The following is an 18934-nucleotide window of genomic DNA, read 5'->3' as shown; positions in this document are numbered from 1 at the left end:
CTGATCGCGGACGCGGCTAGGCATGCAGGTATGAGATTTGAGCCCCGTCGAAACAAGACCGCTTCCCCGCGTGCCCGCAGGCTCCGTGTCACCGGCGGCGCACTGTGTGCCGCCGCACTTGCCGCCACACTCGTGACCGGCTGCGGTCAGGGCAGCGGTGACGACACAGCCGCAGAGACCTCTGAGGCTGCGAAGGTCCTTCCGAACCAGACGTCCAGCCCCTCCGAGAGTGTTTCGGGCAGCCCCTCCGCGCAGCTGACCAAGGCCCAGGCCGAGCGCAAGGAACTGCTGTCGACCGTCAAGGTCACTTTCGACAAGGCAGCCACGACGGCCGTAGGCGAGGTGTCCGGTGGCAAGCTGACCGACCTGGACCTCGAGGGCCTCGACGACACGAGCGGCAGCCCCAGCCCGAGCGGCAGCTCCAGCCCGACCGGCAGCTCCAGCCCGAGTTCCGAGGCGAGCGGGAGTCCGAGCCCGAGCGGCAGCGGCGGCAGCCCGAAGTGGATGGCGGAGGTCGTCGAGGAGGACGGCACCGCACACGACGTGACCATCGACGCCGTGTCCGGCGAAGTAATCGATTCCGCTCCGGTCGCCGACCAGAGCGCCGCGGACAAGCAGCAATGGGCGGACCGGATCTCCCAGGCGACGCAGACCCCCGAGCAGGCCGCCAAGGTCGCCACGGACAAGCAGGACGGCTGGGTCACCTCGATCGCCCTCGATGAGAACGACAGCCAGGTTCTCGTCTGGCAGGTCGACGTGGTCTCCAAGGACTGGAACAAGACGACCTTCGACGTGGACGCGGCCAAGGGCACGATCACGGACGAGCAGGTCGACGACAACTGACGAAGGTATCGAACGGACCCATCGGTGGCGTACCGCATCGCGGTGCGTCACCGATGTGCGTTCCAGGGGTGCACGGGTCCGGTGGCGGCACGGCTCAGCGGCCTGTATCCGCCGCGCCACGGAGGAGACGCGGCCCTGGTCTTCCCGCCGCTGTGATGCTGCCCGCGCCACGAAACCCGTACGGGCCGAAGCCCGTGTCGCCATGGGTGGTCCCGGCCCGAAGAGCGGTCGGCCCGTACTCCGCGAAGGCCGGTGTGCACACTTCGCGGAGCCCCGACGTCACCGGTCCTCGCCCGGCCGCACCCCCGGCGATCCGGTGACCGAGCTCCGCCGAGCCGTCCGGCGACGCCGACGAGGTTCACCCGTCCCTCTTGCAGCGGGCCGAGAGACGCCCTGTCCGGCGGTTCGCGGGGGTGGCCGGGGCGCCCGGAGCGGTTACGGGCTGTCTTGTCCGGCCTGAACAGTAACTTCGGCTCCTTTTCCGCGTTGTGCAGGTCGTGCCTTCTTCCTCTCCCAACTCGCCCTCCGCCACCACCGCGACGACAGTGCAGCCGAAGCCCTTTCTGCTGACGCCCTGTCAGGGAGAGGCTGCTCGTGCCCTCCTGGCCTACGTCGGCTCACTGCCGCTGGATGGTGCCGACGCGCGGCTCCTCGCTGTCGTCGTCTCGATCAGGGCGGCCCGGAGCGGGATCGGTAACCTCACCGGCCAGGACGTGCGTTCCCTCCGCCTGGCAGACGCCGAGGGGGCAGTCACGGCCTTCGCCGCTCTGGGCTGGCAGGGCCAGGACGCCCTGCTCGGGGAGGACCTCGTCACCCCGGTGGGCGTCACCGTGCCGGACCTCGGCGCTCAGGCCGACTCCCGGCTCCCCTTCGGCAAGGTGATGCGGTCCAAGGTGTCGGGCTGGACGACCCGGACTCTGGCCGCGAAGCCGGTGAAGAAGGCATCGGCCTCAGCGCGGCTGTCCGCACTCTTTCTGGCGGCGCATGGGCCGGCCGACGAGCACGGTACGCTGCCCGCCGGCCTTCCCGAGGACTGCCGGGCCGCCCTGCCCGAACTGCTCGCCAAGGGATTCCTGCGGGAGTTGGACGGCGACCGGTATCTGCTGGCCGAAGCCGTGCGGCACCTGGCGGGAATGCGTCCACTGCCCGACGCCGCGCCCGGCGCGAGCGACGAGCCGGATGAGGAACATCCGACCTGGGGCGAGTGGAAGGACCGGGCGAGTGTGGCCCTGCGGCGGCACGTCGAAGCAGTTGAGGGGTGCCCCGAGTGTGCCTTTTCCACGGCCAGGGTGTCGGAGGCCTTCATGCGTACGGCGGTCCCCGCGCAGTTCGACGAGAAGGTGCTCGCGGCGTACGGCGCCTGGGAGGCCAGGTGCCCGGGCCAAGGGCCCGCTGCCGCGGAGTTCGCCGCCGCATTCCGCGCGGCGCACGGCCACGGCCCGTCCGTGAAGCAGCTCTGCAAGGGGATGGGCTGGGGAAAGATGTCGCGGGAACTGCGGATCCTCGTGATCCGCCGCCTGATCGCCGGCGGGTGGCTGATGAACACCGGTCCCGTGCCGTGGACCCTGCGCCCGGGCAAGGCTGTCAGGACCGGTACGACCGCCCCCGCAGCCGGACGGCCCGCCCAGTAGGCGGGTGTGCGTGATGCCCTGCATGCCCGGCACCTGACGTCACGTCCGCCGGTCCGGGACGCGGATGCGTTCCCTGCCGGAGGACGTCCCGCCTCCCCTGTGTGCCGCCACGGTGCCGAACGGGGTGCGTCCGTAGGGTTCAAGGCCATTGCTGTGGGCATGCCAGGCGTAGTCGCGCGTGCCTTCACCCCCACACAGCCACGCGCCCACCTGGAGGACGCAGTGAAAAGCAGTGCACCGATCCGCAAGGCGGCGCTTGTCGTGACCAGTGCCATCGCGCTGGTCATCGCTACCGCGAGCAGCGCGCTCGCCGCCCCACCGGCCGCGCTTCCCGCGAACGCGGACGCGATGGAGCAGACATACCAGCCGGCGTTCGACTACGACACGGACGGTTGTTACCCCACACCCGCGATCGGCCCCGACGGAACCATTGCCGCCGGCCTCAATACCACCGGGGCCGTCAACGGCAGCTGCCGTGACGCCGTCGATCTGGACAACACCAACGGCTATTCCCGTTCCACATGCAACAACGGCTGGTGCGCGGTCATGTACGGGCTCTACTTCGAGAAGGACCAGGCGGTGGCCGGCAGCGGGCTCGGTGGGCACCGGCACGACTGGGAGCACGTAGTGGTGTGGGTCCAGAACAACCAAGCCCGCTTCGTGTCGACCTCGGCCCACGGTGACTTCGACGTCTACTCCAGCGAGCAGATCCGGTGGGACGGATCGCATCCGAAGATCGTCTATCACAAGGACGGGCCGGGCACGCACTGCTTCCGCCCCGCCAATTCCGGCGACGAGCCGCCGGAGAACCACTACAGCCAGTGGCGGTTCCCCGCTCTCGTCGGCTGGAACGGCTATCCGGCCGGGCTGCGGGACAAGCTGGTGCAGGCGGACTTCGGCAGCGCGGTATTCGGCCTCAAGGACGGCAACTTCGCGAGCCACCTGGAGAAGGCCCTGCCTGCCGGGGTCCCGTTCGACCCCCACGCCTGAGTTCGGGGGCGGGCGGCGCCGCCGACCCGCCCCCGTACGTGGAGCGACGCGCGTCGACCGCCCGCTCCGGCGATATGTCAGCGGGCCGACAGCTCAGAAGGTGCCTCCTGGACGACCCATCCGTTGCCGTCCGGATCGCTGAAGGACATGAACGAGTTCCAGGTGTCGCCCTTGCCCTCCTCCCAGCCCGTCGCGCCCACATGGCGAACCGGAGAGACCTCCACGCCCCGGCTCACCAGTTCCTCGCGTGCCGTCTCGATGTCCGTCACACAGATGTGCAGCCCGTGCAGTGTGCCGGGCGCCATCACCTTCTCCCCGGGAAAGGGAGGCATCCCCTGGAGCATGGCGATGGAACACCGTGAGCCCGGAGGAGTCATCTGGATGATGCGCATACCGGGTGCGACCTCGTCGTCCAGGTCCAGCTTGAAGTTCACCTTCTCGGTATAGAACGCTTTTGCACGGTCCATGTCGGTGACGGGGACCGGGACGACCTCAAGTGCCCAGTTCATGGGACCTCCTCAGCAGAGCCAGTGCGCTGGCCGGTCGGATCGTCATCGGCGAAGCAGCGACGGCAGGGGCGCCGAGGCTTCGCCGATGAGGGTCCAACCGTTGCGTATGACGGGCCCACGGCGTACTCCGCAACGCCAGCAATACCCGCACTTCGATCAACTGTCCTGCTGTTCGGCCTGTGACCAGGCCCCGAGAAGCAGACGTCGCGCCGTCAGCACCCTCGCCGGGCTCCGTCCGCGCGTCCGTCACCAGGACGCTTCGATGTTATTGGGGGTGATGCGGTCGCGCGGTCTAGGTCGCTGCCTGGGTGCTGTCCCGGAAGCCGCCCCAACCGTGCCAACGGTCGATCTCGATCCAGGCGTTGACCCGGCCGCGCTCGCGGTCCGCGTACGGCTGGCCGAGGTACTGCTGGGACAGCCGGTCGATGCCGGCCAGGCCCTCGTCGTCGCTCATCTCGACGACGTGCCCGATCAGGGTGACATGGGTGTACCAGTCGGAGTCGTCGAGCACGGTCAGTGTGACGCGTGGGTCCCTGCGGACGTGGTCGAGGCGCTTGCGGCCCTCGTCCATGTTGACCAGCACCCGGCCGTCGTCCCAGAGGTACCAGGTGGCCGTGGACACCGGCTGCCCGTCCGAGCGAAGTGTGGCGATCACCGCCGGGTTGGGCTTGCGCAGCATAGCGACCGCGGCGTCGGGAAGCGGCGGCTTCGACATGTTCTCTCCTCTGTCTCGAGCTGCGCCCTCCCCGTGGCGGTGAACCACACCGGATGGATCGGAGGGCGCCCCTCCACGCTGCCACACAAGGGGTGCGGCGTCCGGGACCGCCCCGGCGCCGCGCGTCCGCGGTTGTGACGCGCCGGCTCGCTGGAGGGATTGTCGGTGGTGGCTGTGATGCTGGGGACATGGACGAACTGATGAGACGCCGCGTCTACGGCGCCGACCACGACGATCCCGATCCGGGCCCCCGGCCCGGTCACGTCTACGTCGAACTGGTGGGAGGCCCGCTGGACGGGCTGCTCCTGGATGTGACCGGCTGGTCCGAGGAGCGCCTTGCCGTAGGGGCCGCGCTCGGCACGGAGCTCGGTAGATTCGGTGCGGGCGGACACACCGTGTACGGGCCCGTGGCGACCGACCCCAAGCTCTGGGCCTGGGAGGCGGACAGCCCGTGAGCTGCGCGCGCCCTCACCCGTCCGGAAGCCCCGGTGCCGGGGAGCGCGAGGTTCAGCCGCTCGGCATCCGCGAGGTCGGTGCAAGTCCGTCGGTGCGGAGGGTGCGTCTGCCTCAAGCGCAGATGCGGAAATGTGTTCGTGGAGCGCAGGCAGTTCCACCGTGGCCCTGCGGACCCGGGCACCTTCGCGGAGTCGACATCAGGGCCCATCTCGGTCGTCGCCCTCGTTATCATCGGGGTCATGACCGTTGAGCCCTCGCAACCCGTCCCGCTGCGTGCTTCCGACGCGGACCGCGAAGCAGTGGTGACCGAGCTGCAGGAGGCGGCGGCCGACGGCCGCATCGACCTCGACGAACTGGGCACGCGGCTCGAAGTGGCCCTGGCCGCCAGGACGCACGCCGAACTGGCGCCTCTCACCGCCGATCTGGTGCCGGTGCTGCCCCCGGCCCCGCCGCTGTTGGTCAAAGGAGGCATGGCCGGAGCGGTACGGGACGGTGTCTGGCGCGTGCCGGCCCAGATCAGAGCGGTCGGCGGGCTCGGCGGCGTCAAGATCGACTTCACGCGGGCCGAGTGCCGACTGCGAATGGTGGAGATCGAGGTGAGCGGCGGGGCCGGGGGTGTCGAGATCGTCGTCCCCGACGGTTGGGTGGTGGAAGCGGGGCAGGTGGATCCCGGCCTGGCCGGTCTGAGGAACAGGACGACCGCCGAGAGGCTGCCGGGCTCGCCCCTGATCCGCTTGACCGGCGACTGCGGGATGGGCGGTGTGACGATGCGTCATCCCAAGCGTGGTGAGCGCCGCAAGCTGCAGCGCGAGAGCCGTTGACCGCGGGCGGGCGGAGCTGAGCTCGCCGAGTAACGTCCTCGGAGGTGTGCGGGGCCGTTGATGTGCCCGACCACGCTGTCGGTCGGCGCCCGGCCGAGAGCGCGTCAGCTTCGGCTCGGGGGCCTCTGTCTTGTGTGCGCGCCTTCTCCGATCCCGTCGCGATGAGCGCCCGGGCCCAGGTGTGCCATCGCGTGCAGCCCGCCACTGACGTCCCCGGCACGATGGAAGCGGACCCCTATGTGATCGCCCGGATGGCGGCCCACCCAGGCCTTCCGCCGAAGCGCGCTTGCCCGACCTGAGTTCGCGCCGGGAACTGCTGCCGCCGGCTTCCCTGCCACCGGCCCACTGGGCGGCGATTCGGATTCCGGCGCTCAGGTCTGATCCGTACAGGCGGGGGCACACGTGGTCCAACTACAAAAGGAGCTACGTCATGCTGGGGATAGCCGCGGCAGTACTTTTCTTCATCGCTTTCCTGATCAACGCCGCTGATATTGCGACGAACGACATCTTCGCGTCGACGAACGTCATGCTGATCGGCCTGATCCTGCTCGCCCTGCACGTAGCGGGCATCGGTAACGGGCGGCGAGTCGGCCGACGCTGACCGTCCCGATCCGCCCGGTCGCCCGCGACCGGACCGCCGGTCCGCCACATGCCCTCGCCACGCCTCTGCGGGCCGGCGCCGGGCCGACCGATGGGAGCGAATCCAGCTGCGTGCGCCGTGCGGCCCTGTGCCCAGGATCCGCACGGCGCACGCAGAGACTTGCTCGCGCCCGGGACAGGCGTCACCGTGTCGACTCCGCGGGCGGCGAGCCCTGCTCCCCCAAACCGGAGTGCGGACGCGGAATGGTCGTGGCGGAGAACGGCCACGCACGATCCCGGGCTCGGTGTCTCCGCGGGAAATCCACCGACGCCGATGATTCCGCACCGCGGCGAAAGTCTCTCCTTCAGCGTCCGACCGGATGCCACCCGCTCCGGGCCCGATGCAGGGCAGGTTCGAGACAGGAGACATTCCCGGATGACTGATTCGAGAACGGCCCCAAGCCGTGGACGCGGTCGAGCGATCTGGCCGCTGATCCACTCCGAACGGGCGGCCCTGGCGGGCGACCTCGCATCCCTGTCCGAGGATCAGTGGTCTGCGCCCTCGCTGTGCGCTGAACTGACGGTGCGTGAGGTGTTGGCCCATCTCACCGCCGGAGCAAGTCTCGACTCCGTGCGATGGCTGGCAGGTGTGCTCCGCTGCCGGTTCGACTTCGACAAACAGGTAGCCATGCGCCTGGCCGAGCAGTTGGGCGCCTCCCCGGGTGAGACGCTCGGGCGATTCCGGCACGTCGTCCTGAGCACGACGAAGCCGCCGCTGCCTGTCGTCGCCATGCTCGGGGAGACGATCGTGCACGGCGAGGACATCCGGCGCCCGCTGGGCATCCACCGGGACTACCCGATGGCCACGGTCACACAGGTCGCCGACCACTACCGCAGTTCGGACATGGTGGTTCTCGCCAGGGGACGCATCCGGGGCCTACGACTTGTGGCGTGCGACGGCCCCTTCACGGCCGGTGCCGGCCCGCTTGTGTCCGGCACCACCCTGGCGCTCGTGATGGCGATGACCGGTCGCACGTCGTACCTGGACGATCTCGAAGGTGACGGAGTCGAGGTTCTCCGCCGGCGTTGCGGAACGGGAAAGGACTGACGTGTTCAGCCGTGGCCCACTGCGTCAGCCACCGGGCGACACGAGCAGATGACCTCGTCGAAGACGTCCGACCACGCGTGGCCCACCGAACAGGCACCCGGTCTCGACGAACCCGGCTCCGACAGCCGGGCGCGAGTTCGACGTAGCGCACGTCGACAGCAGCACGGACGTCTGCCTTCGTGAGAATCCGCGAGGAGTGCTCAGCCACAAGCAGGGGGAATACTGCGTGCTCCACCGTGCCGGGGTCCGTCCTGCCGTGGTCCACGCGCCCGCGGTGCGGGGGCCCTGGAACAGCCTGATGTCCCTGCACGCCGACGGGCGGCAGGACCGGGCCGCGCAGCCTGGACGGCGGCCGGACCCCATCGCTGATTCACCGAAACGAATGAAATAGGGACATGGCAGAGTACGAGATTACGACCGCCGGCATCCGTGAAGTGGCTCGATTCCTGGAGTGGGCGGCCGAAGAACAGTGGAACCCGGGAAAGATGGACCATCTCCCCTTCCACGCGGCCGACCCGCGCGGCTTCCTTCTGGGGAAACTGGACGAAGACCCCGTCACCTCCGTCTCCGCCGTGCGTTACGGGGCAGATTTCGGATTCATCGGGTTCTACATCGCACGGCCCGCGTTCCGTGGCCAGGGCTACGGGATCCAGGCGTGGCGGGCGGCCATGCAGCACCTGAACGGCAGGAACGTGGGCCTCGACGGTGTGGTGGATCAGCAGGACAACTACCGCAAGTCCGGTTTCCGCACAGCCTGGACCCACGTGCGGTACGCGGGAGTACCGGCCGGCGAGGCGCCCTCCGGAGACGTCACAGTGGCCGACGCCGGATCCGTTCCCTTCGGCACGCTCGCCTCCTACGACCGGCGCTTCTTTCCCGCCAGGCGCGATGCCTTCCTCTCCCTCTGGGTGGGCACGCCCGGTCACACGGCCCTTGTCGCACTCCAGGACGGTGAGCTGAAGGGCTTCGGGGTGGTGCGCCCGGCCCAGTCCGGTGCTCGTGTGGGTCCGCTGTACGCGGATACGGACGACATCGCCCTCGCCCTGCTGAACAGCCTGTCGGCAGCCGAGCAGGGGGCGCCGGTGGCCATGTACGTACCCGACGTGAACGTACCGGCGGTCAGGCTGATGGAGCGGCTGGGACTCGAACCGACCTTCGAGTGCGCCCGGATGTACACCAGGGACGCACCAGACGTCGACATGGCCGGCCTCTTCGCCGCGACCACCATCGAACTGGGATAGCGCCGAGCCGGCCTCCGCGCGACCGGCGGGGCTGCTCCCGCGCGGGCCCCGTGCCGAACGGGCGGCGGGCGACGTCACTCAGCGACCGGAGGAGATCCACACCGTCTGCCCCCTGCGCCCCCGAAGCCGAGAGGCCGGCGCGGTGCACCGTCCCGGCGGTGCACCGCGGTCCCCCCGCCGTGGACCGCCCGCTACAGTTCGTCGGCGAACGCCCCGGCCAGCTCACGCCATTCGGCCAGCGGCAGGCCGCTGCCACCCTCGTCGGCGGTGAGGACCTGCAGCGCCACGTGGTCGGCGCCGGCGTCGAAGAACTCCCGGGTCCGGGCCCTAACGCGTTCGGCGTCGCCCAGGGCGAAGAGGGCGTCCAGGAGACGGATACTGCCACCGCCGGCGAAGTCGTCCTCGGTGAATCCGGGACGCAACAAGTTCGCCGTGTAGTTCGGCAGTTGCAGGTACAGGGCCAGCATGGCCCGTGCGGTGGTGCGGGCCCGGTCGGCGTCGGTGTCGAGGACGACCGACAGCTCAGGGGCGAGGAGCGCGTCGGGACCGAGTGCCGTACGTGCCTCCGCGGTGTGTTCGGCGGTGACGAGATAGGGGTGCGCACCCAGCGTGCGGTCGGTGGCGAGTCGCAGCATCTTCGGCCCGAGCGCGGCGAGGACCCGGTGTCCGGGCCCCACCGGCGGTGCCGCGGCGTCGAGTGCGTCGAGATAGGCCACCATGGCGCTGTACGGCTTCGTGTACTGCGGCACCATCGGGCCGTGGCTGACGCCCAGGCCGAGCACGAACCGCTCGCGTGCGCTCGCGTCGATCGCGGCGATCCCCGCCGCCACCTCCTCGGCCGGATGGTCCCAGATGCTCAGGATTCCCGTGGCCACCGTGATCGTGCGGGTGGCGGCCACGAGGGCTGCGGCATCCGCGGCCGAGGGGCTGCCGCCGATCCAGAGCGTGCCGTACTTCAGCTCCTCGAGCTCGGCGACCGCTTCCGCGATCGCGTGTCTGCCCGCGTCATCCGTTCGCGACCCGTGCAGGGCGCCGCTCCAGATGCCGATCCGTCCGAAAGTCCCATGCGTCTCAGAAGCCATGGTGACGTCAACAGCGATGCGTGCCCGCTATTCCCCGCGGGGCGGGATTCACCCGATCGCCGCCGAGGTCCGCCGCCGGTACGAGACCCCGCACCGGGACACTGTCCGGATCGTCGGATCGAGCCCTCGCCGGCCCTGCGCGGAGGCGACCGCCATGGATCATGCGTGCCGCATCGACTGCCCGCATCCGTCGGACGGGGAGTGGGCAGTGAGCCGTTCCGGTGGCTCGCTCTCCGCGGTCGGTGGACTGATCTCGGCGCGGGGGCTGATGCGGGCTGCTCCGTCGACGGAGATCCCGCCGGCCTCGTACCCGGACCCTTGACCACCTGTTCGGAACGTTCTCCGGACCGGGAGCAGGTCGCCGGTGAACGACATGATGTACCGCACCACAGACTCACCGACCGGCAGACAGGCCCGTCCACACGTGCCTCCCAGCCGCATTGCGCCACCGGCCCTGAGCCGATCGCCATCGGTGCGTCCGCAACGCCCCCGTACGCACGTCCAAGGAGCCGCACATGAACCTCGGCCTGCACCACGCGCTTACGTCCGCAGTGGCTGCGACAGCCCTGGCGACGGCCGTCACAGCACCAGCTTCCGCCGTGACCACCGAGCCCCTCGACTACGTGGCTCTGGGGGACTCGTTCGCCGCCGCCCCGCTCGTGCTGCCTGCAGACCCCTCGAACCCGTTGTGTCTGCGGTCCCTGGCGGACTACCCGCACATGGCGGCCGAGGCGATGGGTGCCAGGCTCACCGACGTCAGCTGCTCTGCTGCGACGGTCGACCACCTCAGCACCTCCCAGCACCCGGGCACCAAACCCCAGTTCGATGCCGTGACGGGGGATACCGATGTCGTCAGTATCACGATCGGCGGCAACGACACAGGACTTGTCGCCGCCGCACTGGGATGCGTCAACCTGTTGCCCAAGCCCGTCGGGATCAGTTGCGCGGCCAGGAACACGAAAGGCGGCGTCGACGTCGTCAAGGCCGGCATCGACGCGTGGGTGCCTGAGTTCGCCGTCGTCCTCAACCGGATCCGGCAGCGGGCACCGTACGCCGAAGTGTTCGTCGTCGGCTACGGGAACTACATTCGCCCGGGCGGATGCTTCCCCGCCCAGCCCATCTGGGACGTCGACGCCGACTACGTCCAGGGCGCGGTCGACCACCTCAGCGCCGCACTGAGGACGACGGCCCGGCAACACGACGCGACCTTCGTGGACACCTACTCGCTCGGTGTAGGTCATGACTCGTGTGCGGCTCCCGCCGACCGGCACACCGAGGGCCTCGTCCCCACCCACGTCGCGACCCCGCTGCATCCCAACGCGGGCGGGTCCAAGGCCATCGGCCACGCACTCGCTGACGCCGTCCACACCCGCACGATCGCCGGCTGACCCCTGAGGCGTCGTGACTCCGTCCTGCCGTGACGCCCGGTTGCGGAGAGCTGACAGGTCTGTGCATCGTGCGCGAAGGGTGTTGACCGACGGCCCGGACAACCCGCTGTGCAACTGTCCAGGAGGCACCCGTTCCCGAAGACCCACCTCACCGCGCGCGGTGACCTCTGCCCGGTCGTAGGCAAGACACCCGCGTCGACGGCGGCCCTGTGGTGCGGCCGACGAACCGGGACGCGTTCCGAGCCCGCGATGACTATGCGACCGACGGAGCTTGCGGTGACCGCCCGCTCGGCCGCCGGAAACGCAGTCCTGCCGGTCCGGCCACTTTCCCATGACCGCGAGCGAGCCGGGCTGTCCGGAGGGCTCCGCTGGTCCTGCGCTGCAGTTACTCGGCGGGTGTCCCGGCTGCGACAGCGGCCGAGACGGGGCTGTAGTAGACGGAGCGCCCCTGCTTGGAGCGCTCCAGCAGCCCGTGCGCGACCCCTTGCTCCAGGGTGTTGCGCACCACGGCCACCTGCGTCGCGCGCTGCGGGTGAGCTTCGGTCAGGGCTGCGGTCACCTCGGCGGCGGACTTGGGCTCCCTCTGGTCCGCGAGGAATCCGGTGACCAGCGTGCGCCAGGTCGGCTCGCCGGCGCCCTTCGGTGCTGCGGTCCCGTCAGCCGAATTCTGAGCCTTCTGGCCGGCGCGGGTCCGGGGCTTCGCCCCGTCCACTCCCTTCCGGGAGGCCGTCCTGCCCTTGGCGCTACGCGCGGCGGGCACGGACACCGCCGCCTTGCGGCCCTTGCCCTTACCCTTGCCCGCAGCCGGCTTTCCGGTACGTCCCACTACCTCTTGCATCTTGACCAGGATCTGCTCACCCTCCTCCAGCTGGATGAGTTCGTCCTGCAGGCGGGTCAGCTCGGTGCGCGCCCGGTCCTGCTCACTTCGGTTCGCCGCGAGATCATCCGTGATCCGTTGTGCGTAGTCTGCGCTGATGCCGGATGTAGGAGTGTTTTCGGACATGCAGTCCTCGTCTTTCGTCGTGTCTTGAATGCGTATGGCGGATGATGCTACCGACATCAACGAAAGTAGCGCCCAGTGGACACCGATTCACCCCACACGCGGGCATGCGTTCGGAACGCGATCGCAAGGTGACTGCGCCTGTCACTTCGGGAGCGCCGGGTGCAACGCCACAGCTTGTCGGGGAAGTTGGCGCGAAAGTGTGCATACAAGAGCGGGCGGCCCGGTACGTGTTGCGGAGGGCTCCTCGCCGGTGCACGGAGCCCGTCGGAAGTGGTGCGTGCCCGTTCCGCCCACGGCTTCACCGTTCGTACATCTCTGTCGGCGGGGCAGGAACCCTTGTACGGGGCCGTCGACTTCGCCTCACACCGCACGGGGCAGCCGACGGGCGGACCGGGCGTGCGGTACCGATGGACGTGGCACACCGGGCCTGCCGGCCCCGGTGCGGTCCGCTGACCGGGCCGACGTCCCCTCCGGGTGAGTTCTCGCTGCTCGGTGGCACGGTCTGGGTGACCTCCGAACCGCGCTGCGGACACCCACCGCGGATGAGTTCACCCGGATGCGCCGCTCCCTGCGAAGGGGTGACTCGGCGCTCCGGCCTGCGCGCCACGCCTCGGCGTTTCCGCCGCGAGCATCCGAAGCCCGTCGTCCGTGGTACGCCCACAAACCGTGCCGTCGGAGTGAGCCGAGTCCATCGGACGCACACATACCGTCGTTGCTCTCTGGTGGGGGGCGGTTTCGCCATGTAGCGTCACTGCCAGATGTCGTGGTTCGCCGTACCAGCCCGCGCTTCGGTGCGGGCATTCTGCTGTGTCGGTACGGGCCATGGCGTCTCCGGGGCCGCGAGGTGCGGGTCCGGATCTCAACGGGAAGGCACGAGCATGGCCAGCGGAACCGTCAAGTGGTTCAATGCGGAAAAGGGTTTCGGCTTCATCCAGCAGGACGGCGGCGGGCCGGACGTCTTCGCACATTACTCCGCCATCAACGCCACTGGCTTCCGTGAGCTCCAGGAAGGCCAGGCCGTCACCTTCGACGTGACCCAGGGGCAGAAGGGCCCGCAGGCGGAGAACATCACCACCGCCTGATCCCGCAGCCGAGGTCGCCCAGGCCCCCGGGAAGCACGATCCGAGGGCCTGGTCACCGGCAATCAGCCGCTGCAACCACATGCGAGGTTCGGACAACCCGTGCCGGGCACGGTCACGGGACACCCGAGCGGTCTGCCGCGCGCACACTCCGCGCCCTCATCGTGAGCGTCACGGCCCGATGCGAAGGCGCGAGGCGACATTCCGCCGACGCGGCCACCGGCACCCCGCCGCGCGAACACCGCTCCGCCGAAGGGCACCCGGTGGCCGCGGCTTCATCCTGATGGGCACCGCCCGGCCTGCGGAAGCCGCGCTGAGCTGCGGTCGGTTACCCCGAGTACGTTTTCGCCACCCTTGCCCCGGGGGTGCTCCTGGCCCGAGCCGGGTAGGTGTTCGATGAGCAGGCCGGCAGACAGGTCTGCGGGACGATCCGCAGGGCCGGCGACACGTCGGATTCCCTGATCAGCCCCTCTCATCGAGGAGTCAGCAAGTGGAGTCAGACGAAGAGGCGGGTACCGGCGACCATCGGGCGCAGGTGATCGTGGTGGGCGCGGGGCCCGCAGGGTCGGCCGCGGCGCTGTACCTTGCGAGGGCCGGTGTGGACGTACTGCTGCTCGAGAAGGGCACCTTCCCCCGGGACAAGGTGTGCGGGGACGGCCTGACCCCGCGAGGCGTCCAGCAACTCGTACGCATGGGTGTCGACATCGATGCTCCCGGCTGGACCCGCACCAAGGGGATGCGGTGGGTGTGCGGAGGGCGGCAGGCACACATCGACTGGCCCCGCTCGGGCAACCACCCGGATTTCGGTCTTACCCGCTCGCGGCACGACTTCGACGACATCCTGGCCCGTCAGGCCGTGGCCGCCGGGGCGCGGCTGTGCCTGGAGACCAAGGCGACAGGGCCTCTGACCGACCGGGCCGGACGCATCGTCGGCGTGAGCGCCCTGTCGGGAGCCGACAGGCGGCCGGTGAACTTCCGCGCCCCCGTGGTGATCGCCGCCGACGGTGCCTCCGCACGAACCGCCCTGGCCATGGGCCTGGAGCGGGACCCGGGCAAGCCGATGGCCACCGCCGCTCGCCGCTACTACCGCAGCGAGGCCCGCACCAACGACCCCTACCTCGAACTCTGGGCCGATCTCCTCTGTTCTCGGACCGGACGTGACCTGCCGGGGTACGGATGGATCTTCCCGCTCGGTGACGGCCGAGTGAATGTGGGCCTGGGTGCTCTGCCGCACCGCGGTCACGGGGCGGTCGACCTGAGGGCCACCATGGAGCAGTGGCTGGCCCGGATGCCGGCGGACTGGGAACTGCGGGAGGAGAACGCCGACTCACCGCTGCGCAGCGCCGCGCTTCCCATGGGTTTCAACCGTCGGCCGCAGTACCGCCGAGGGCTGCTCCTGGTCGGTGACAGCGGCGGCATGGTCAGCCCATGGAGCGGCGAGGGCATCGTCCAGGCCATGGAAGCGGGCGAGGTCGCCGCCGAGACCGTGGCTCTCGCGCTGCACCGCCCCGCCGGCCTTGGGCGTGAGCAGGCGCTGCATCAGTACGTGAGCGAGGTGAACCGCCGCTGGGGGCGCTACTACCGGCTCGGCAACACCGTCGCCGACCTGGTGTTCGCCCGCTACGGTTACCGACCGCTCCTCAACCGCCGCGTCATGGCCTCGCCCGCTCTGGTGCACACCCTCGCCCGTCTGCTGACGCACGGAACCGACGCACCGTCCGACGACCTGATCGACACCGTGGTGCGCGGCCTCGTACGTATGGTTCCCGCGCCGAGCCGGCGTGCCCGCGGCCTGGACGCGCGTCGTCGGTGACCCCGCGACGATCCCTCGTCCCGTCCGAACTGTCCGGGAACTGCGGACTCACCACCAGGCACAGGCGGAACGTGTGCCCATGCCGTAGCGGCCGAGGCTTTGAGCGCCCACGCCCGCCAGCCCGGTTACGACGCGGCATCTCCTGGCAGGGAACGACGCCGAAGGGCGCCGGGGGTGGCGGAGGGTGGGAGCGGCGGATACGGCGGCGGGGGAGGAATGCGTGGTCCGGCCGGCGCTGCCGAGGGGGTCGGTGGGGGCCCTGACGGAGGCCGTACGGGCCGGCGGGCCCGGCCCTGTGCCGGGGCCATCGGCGGCGGGCCATCGGCGGCGGGCCCGGCGGTGGGGGCGGAGGCGGCTCCACCGCCGGCAGCAGTGGTCCTCCCGCGCGCAGTCGGGCAATGGTCAGTTCGGTCCGGCGTCGCGCGAGCGGGCCGTCGTCACGCTCGTAGACGAGCCGGACGCCGGCGGGACCCAGACTCTCGGTGGTGAGAAGCCGATAGCCGAGGGCGCGGGCGATCTCCTCGATCTGGCGTTGCCTCGGCGCTGATGCGTGGCCGGGCAACAGCACGACACTGCCACGGCCGTCGAAACGCGAACGGATCTCGTCGTCCTTCATCTGGCTCCGTTCTCGGAACTCCGGCGGTTCCCCGGCCGCTGACCACGATGGTCGCACGGCCCGCCCTCCCCGCACATCGGCCTGCCAACGGCACTCGAGCGCCTGGGCGACGGCCCCACGTCCAGGGCAGATCTACCGGGGCTGCGTAGAAGCAGCCCGCACTCGACCACGTCCGGCAACTGTCGGCCGTTTCCGCTCATGCCACCGGATACGGAACTCGCCCTGGGGCTGCAGCCTGCTCGTGACTCCCACTCGCCGGCACTCCACCTGGTGGCTTGAGTGACGAGGGCCCGGCGAGCACGGAGCCCCGGGCTCCCGGCCCGGTCCGGTGCCGGGGGACCAGCCGTGACCTGCCGCTCCTCGGGTCCCGAACGCTGCGCCGCTGGCGGCCCCAAAGCTGGTTGCCATGCAACTTGGCAGGAGACGGCCGCTTCCGCATGCCCGCCCGACGCGCGACTTCGGCCGGATCCTGCCTTCGCACCGGCCCCCTCCCCGGCCGGCATGGGCCGAAGCGGGCTACTGCGGAGACGATCGAGTGAATCGATGAGACACACCGCAGTGGCTGGCGAAATCTGGCTAAAAGGATCCAGTCAGTGAACGCACATTCGCTCAAATGGCGGGCGACCCGTACTGGAAGGCTGACAGTGGGAACGCTGAACAAGCTGGAGCGGCGCTTCGAGGCCTGGGTGAACGGCGCCTTCGCCAAAGCCTTCAAGTCTGCGGTCCAGCCCCTGGAGTTCGTCGGCGCGCTCCGGCGCGAGTGTGACGTCAATTCCAGAATCTGGAGCCACGACCGCACCGTCGTACCCAACAGTTTCGTCGTCGAACTCAATACCGATGACCACGCGCTACACAGTACGTGCCTGGTGATGCTCGGTGAGGAGCTGGTCGAGAAGGTACGCGAGTACGCGGAATCGCAGCTCTATTCCTTTGTGGGTCCCGTAAAGGTCCAGTTGCAGTGTGCGGACGACCTGGAGACCGGACGGTACCGGGTGAGAAGCCGGATCGAAATCCCACCGGACGTGAAGCAGGCCATGGAGACCGCCGAACGCCGCGCACTGACAGCACGTGAGTGGGGAGGCCACGGGCAGGGAACGGCCTGGAGGCAGCCGCCGCGTCCTCCGATCGGGGAAAAGCAGGTGCTGACCGTAGAACAGTTCATGGAGCACGAACTGTTCGTGGACAGCAACGGCATGCTCGTCAGAAGAGGCCTTCGCCCGGTCGCCAGGCCGTCTCATATCCGCAGCGCGAAGGAACGCGGGCCGAAAGGTGCCGACGCCCCGGAGCTGCTCCCGTCCGGGCACGGGCCGCCCGGGCGCCTCAACAGGATCGGGGGCCGACCCCCTGATCGGCTCGCGCCAGCGACCGACAGGCACACGACTTCTGTTCCTGAGGTCCAGAACTACCCTCCTGCCGGCTTGTCGCAACTTTCCGAGTCCGAAGTCGAGGACGGCCCCCGCGAAGATGCACGTCACCGACCCGATGAACACGGTAGGTCGATGGCGGAAGCATCCAGCCGCCGACGCGCCGAAGCCGTCCCCAAGAGCTCTTCAAGGTCATCGAAAGGACTGAACAGTATGACTAACGACCGTGACATCAGCGTCGGCATGCCTGCGTCTGACGGAGGGGACGACAGGCCGGATGTCTTCGGAGGCCACAGGCCGGATCGGTATGCCCCGACCGAGCCCCAGATGTCCGCCCCGAGGGAATCCATGCCGTCGGTGCGGCCAGCGGAAGAAGTCCTGCCCGGTGAATTCGGACCCCGGGCTTCCGGCGGCGCCCCCGCAGCCCACCACCCCGGCGGGGCACCTCTGTCACGCCCGTACGCCGGACCGGCGCAGCCGGCGAGGTTCGCCGATGGCCCACCGGTCAACCACCGGCCCGTAGGCGCCTACATGCCTCCGGCGCTTGACCGATCCGGGCATGGAGCCGCGTTGGGACACAGCTCATCGGTCGAGCTCTCCTCCGACCGCCTCCTGCGTAACAGGGCGGGCGTTCGAGGAGGGCTCAGGAAACTGCGCATCGGCGGAAGGAGCGCCGAACGCGTACGGCAGCAGAAGCTGGCCGTGCTGCGCACCCCGGTGATGGACTGCTACAAGATCGCAGTCATCAGCCTGAAGGGTGGTGTCGGCAAGACCACGACCACCACGGCCCTCGGCGCGATGCTCGCGACCGAACGCCAGGACCGTGTCGTGGCCATCGACGCCAACCCGGACGCCGGCACGCTCAGCCGCCGGGTGCGCCGGGAGACCAACGCGACCATCCGCGACCTGGTGGCAGACATCCCGAACCTGCCCAACTACATGGCGGTACGCCGCTACACCTCCCAGTCCCCGAGCGGCTTGGAGGTGCTCGCCAACGACGTGGACCCCGCTCTGTCCACAGCGTTCAACGACGAGGACTACCGCCAGGTCGTCGGCTGTCTCGGACAGCACTATCCGATCATCCTCACGGACTCCGGCACCGGTCTGCTGCACAGCGCCATGGGGGGCGTCCTGGACCTCGCCGACCAGCTGATCGTCGTCGCCACCTCCAGCGTGGACGGCGCGGCCAGCGCGAGCACCACTCTGGACTGGCTCAACGCACACGGGTACTCGGACCTGGTCCAGCGGAGCATCACCGTGGTGTCCGAAGCACGCAAGACCAGCAAGATCATCAAGCTGAACGACGTGGTCGCCCACTTCCGTGCACGTTGCCGGGGTGTGGTGGTGATCCCCTTCGACGAGCACCTCTCCGCGGGAGCGGAGGTCGACCTGGCCAAGATGAGAACAAAGACCCGCGCGGCGTACTTCAACCTGGCGACGCTCGTGGCCGCGGACTTCCACCGCACCCAGCCCGAGCCCGTGGGCTGGCCCGCCCTCCCGCACTCGGGATACAACTCGGCCAGCGTCTTCTCGGCTCCCGTCTGGGGCTGACGGCTTTCCCCCGACCTCGGGGGAAAGCCGCACGTTGCGGGCCCGCGGAGCAGCCGAAGCGCTGCTGCCGTCCGGGCCCGCAGCCGCGAGGGGCGGCGGCTCTTCGGAGACCGTGTTCGACCGACTCGCGGTTTCCGCCCGCAGG

Annotated in this window: 16 protein-coding genes; 12 read left to right on the top strand and 4 right to left on the bottom strand. The window is 69.6% G+C overall.

Annotated features, from left to right (window positions below; all coding sequences use genetic code 11):
- The first annotated feature begins 30 nt into the window (after positions 1 to 30).
- The 3 genes from ABZ441_RS03335 (at position 31) to ABZ441_RS03325 (ending at position 3464) form a co-directional block, all read left to right on the top strand.
- On the top strand, positions 31 to 843 hold the full coding sequence (locus ABZ441_RS03335; RefSeq protein ID WP_358967660.1) for a PepSY domain-containing protein: 813 nt from the start codon (positions 31 to 33) through the stop codon (positions 841 to 843).
- Positions 844 to 1340: 497 nt separating this feature from the next.
- Complete coding sequence (locus ABZ441_RS03330; protein WP_358967657.1) at positions 1341 to 2474, top strand: hypothetical protein; 1134 nt, start codon at positions 1341 to 1343, stop codon at positions 2472 to 2474.
- A 222-nt stretch (positions 2475 to 2696) separates the two neighbouring features.
- The gene (locus tag ABZ441_RS03325) at positions 2697 to 3464 is read left to right on the top strand and encodes an NPP1 family protein (RefSeq protein ID WP_358967654.1); all 768 of its coding nucleotides are present in this window, start codon (positions 2697 to 2699) and stop codon (positions 3462 to 3464) included.
- Positions 3465 to 3541: 77 nt separating this feature from the next.
- Here the strand turns inward: ABZ441_RS03325 and ABZ441_RS03320 are convergent, their stop codons facing one another.
- On the bottom strand, positions 3542 to 3973 hold the full coding sequence (locus ABZ441_RS03320) for a VOC family protein (RefSeq protein ID WP_358967652.1): 432 nt from the start codon (positions 3971 to 3973) through the stop codon (positions 3542 to 3544).
- 292 nt (positions 3974 to 4265) lie between these two features.
- Positions 4266 to 4688, bottom strand: coding sequence for a PPOX class F420-dependent oxidoreductase (locus tag ABZ441_RS03315; RefSeq protein ID WP_358967649.1), 423 nt, complete (start codon positions 4686 to 4688; stop codon positions 4266 to 4268).
- Positions 4689 to 4876: 188 nt separating this feature from the next.
- Between ABZ441_RS03315 and ABZ441_RS03310 the strand changes: the two genes are divergently transcribed.
- The 5 genes from ABZ441_RS03310 to ABZ441_RS03290 all read left to right on the top strand — a co-directional run bounded on the left by ABZ441_RS03310 (position 4877) and on the right by ABZ441_RS03290 (position 8893).
- A complete protein-coding gene (locus ABZ441_RS03310; protein WP_358967646.1) occupies positions 4877 to 5143 on the top strand; it encodes a hypothetical protein in 267 nt (88 codons plus the stop codon).
- 240 nt (positions 5144 to 5383) lie between these two features.
- Positions 5384 to 5965, top strand: coding sequence for a DUF1707 domain-containing protein (locus ABZ441_RS03305; RefSeq protein WP_358967643.1), 582 nt, complete (start codon positions 5384 to 5386; stop codon positions 5963 to 5965).
- A 430-nt stretch (positions 5966 to 6395) separates the two neighbouring features.
- Positions 6396 to 6566, top strand: coding sequence for a hypothetical protein (locus tag ABZ441_RS03300; RefSeq protein WP_167359515.1), 171 nt, complete (start codon positions 6396 to 6398; stop codon positions 6564 to 6566).
- Positions 6567 to 6980: 414 nt separating this feature from the next.
- A complete protein-coding gene (locus ABZ441_RS03295) occupies positions 6981 to 7652 on the top strand; it encodes a maleylpyruvate isomerase family mycothiol-dependent enzyme (RefSeq protein ID WP_358967635.1) in 672 nt (223 codons plus the stop codon).
- 395 nt (positions 7653 to 8047) lie between these two features.
- Entirely contained in the window at positions 8048 to 8893 is an 846-nt protein-coding gene (locus tag ABZ441_RS03290) for a GNAT family N-acetyltransferase (RefSeq protein ID WP_358967632.1), read from the top strand.
- A 191-nt stretch (positions 8894 to 9084) separates the two neighbouring features.
- Here ABZ441_RS03290 and ABZ441_RS03285 read toward each other — a convergent pair whose 3' ends face one another.
- The gene (locus ABZ441_RS03285; RefSeq protein ID WP_358967630.1) at positions 9085 to 9975 is read right to left on the bottom strand and encodes a TIGR03620 family F420-dependent LLM class oxidoreductase; all 891 of its coding nucleotides are present in this window, start codon (positions 9973 to 9975) and stop codon (positions 9085 to 9087) included.
- 515 nt (positions 9976 to 10490) lie between these two features.
- On the opposite strand from ABZ441_RS03285, the gene ABZ441_RS03280 reads away from it, so the two are divergent.
- Positions 10491 to 11363, top strand: a complete 873-nt coding sequence (locus tag ABZ441_RS03280; RefSeq protein ID WP_358967628.1) for an SGNH/GDSL hydrolase family protein — start codon at positions 10491 to 10493, stop codon at positions 11361 to 11363.
- Positions 11364 to 11748: 385 nt separating this feature from the next.
- Here the strand turns inward: ABZ441_RS03280 and ABZ441_RS03275 are convergent, their stop codons facing one another.
- Positions 11749 to 12366, bottom strand: a complete 618-nt coding sequence (locus ABZ441_RS03275; RefSeq protein WP_358967625.1) for a hypothetical protein — start codon at positions 12364 to 12366, stop codon at positions 11749 to 11751.
- Between the two features lie 878 nt (positions 12367 to 13244).
- Between ABZ441_RS03275 and ABZ441_RS03270 the strand changes: the two genes are divergently transcribed.
- The 3 genes from ABZ441_RS03270 (at position 13245) to ABZ441_RS03260 (ending at position 18789) form a co-directional block, all read left to right on the top strand.
- Positions 13245 to 13448, top strand: coding sequence for a cold-shock protein (locus tag ABZ441_RS03270; protein WP_014158060.1), 204 nt, complete (start codon positions 13245 to 13247; stop codon positions 13446 to 13448).
- Between the two features lie 487 nt (positions 13449 to 13935).
- Complete coding sequence (locus ABZ441_RS03265; RefSeq protein WP_358967619.1) at positions 13936 to 15258, top strand: geranylgeranyl reductase family protein; 1323 nt, start codon at positions 13936 to 13938, stop codon at positions 15256 to 15258.
- Positions 15259 to 16518: 1260 nt separating this feature from the next.
- Complete coding sequence (locus ABZ441_RS03260) at positions 16519 to 18789, top strand: FhaA domain-containing protein (protein WP_358968191.1); 2271 nt, start codon at positions 16519 to 16521, stop codon at positions 18787 to 18789.
- The last annotated feature ends 145 nt before the right edge of the window (positions 18790 to 18934 follow it).

The organism is Streptomyces sp. NPDC005752 (assembly GCF_040630715.1).
Classification (GTDB): Bacteria; Actinomycetota; Actinomycetes; order Streptomycetales; family Streptomycetaceae; genus Streptomyces.
This window is presented reverse-complemented; position numbering and strand designations above follow the sequence as displayed.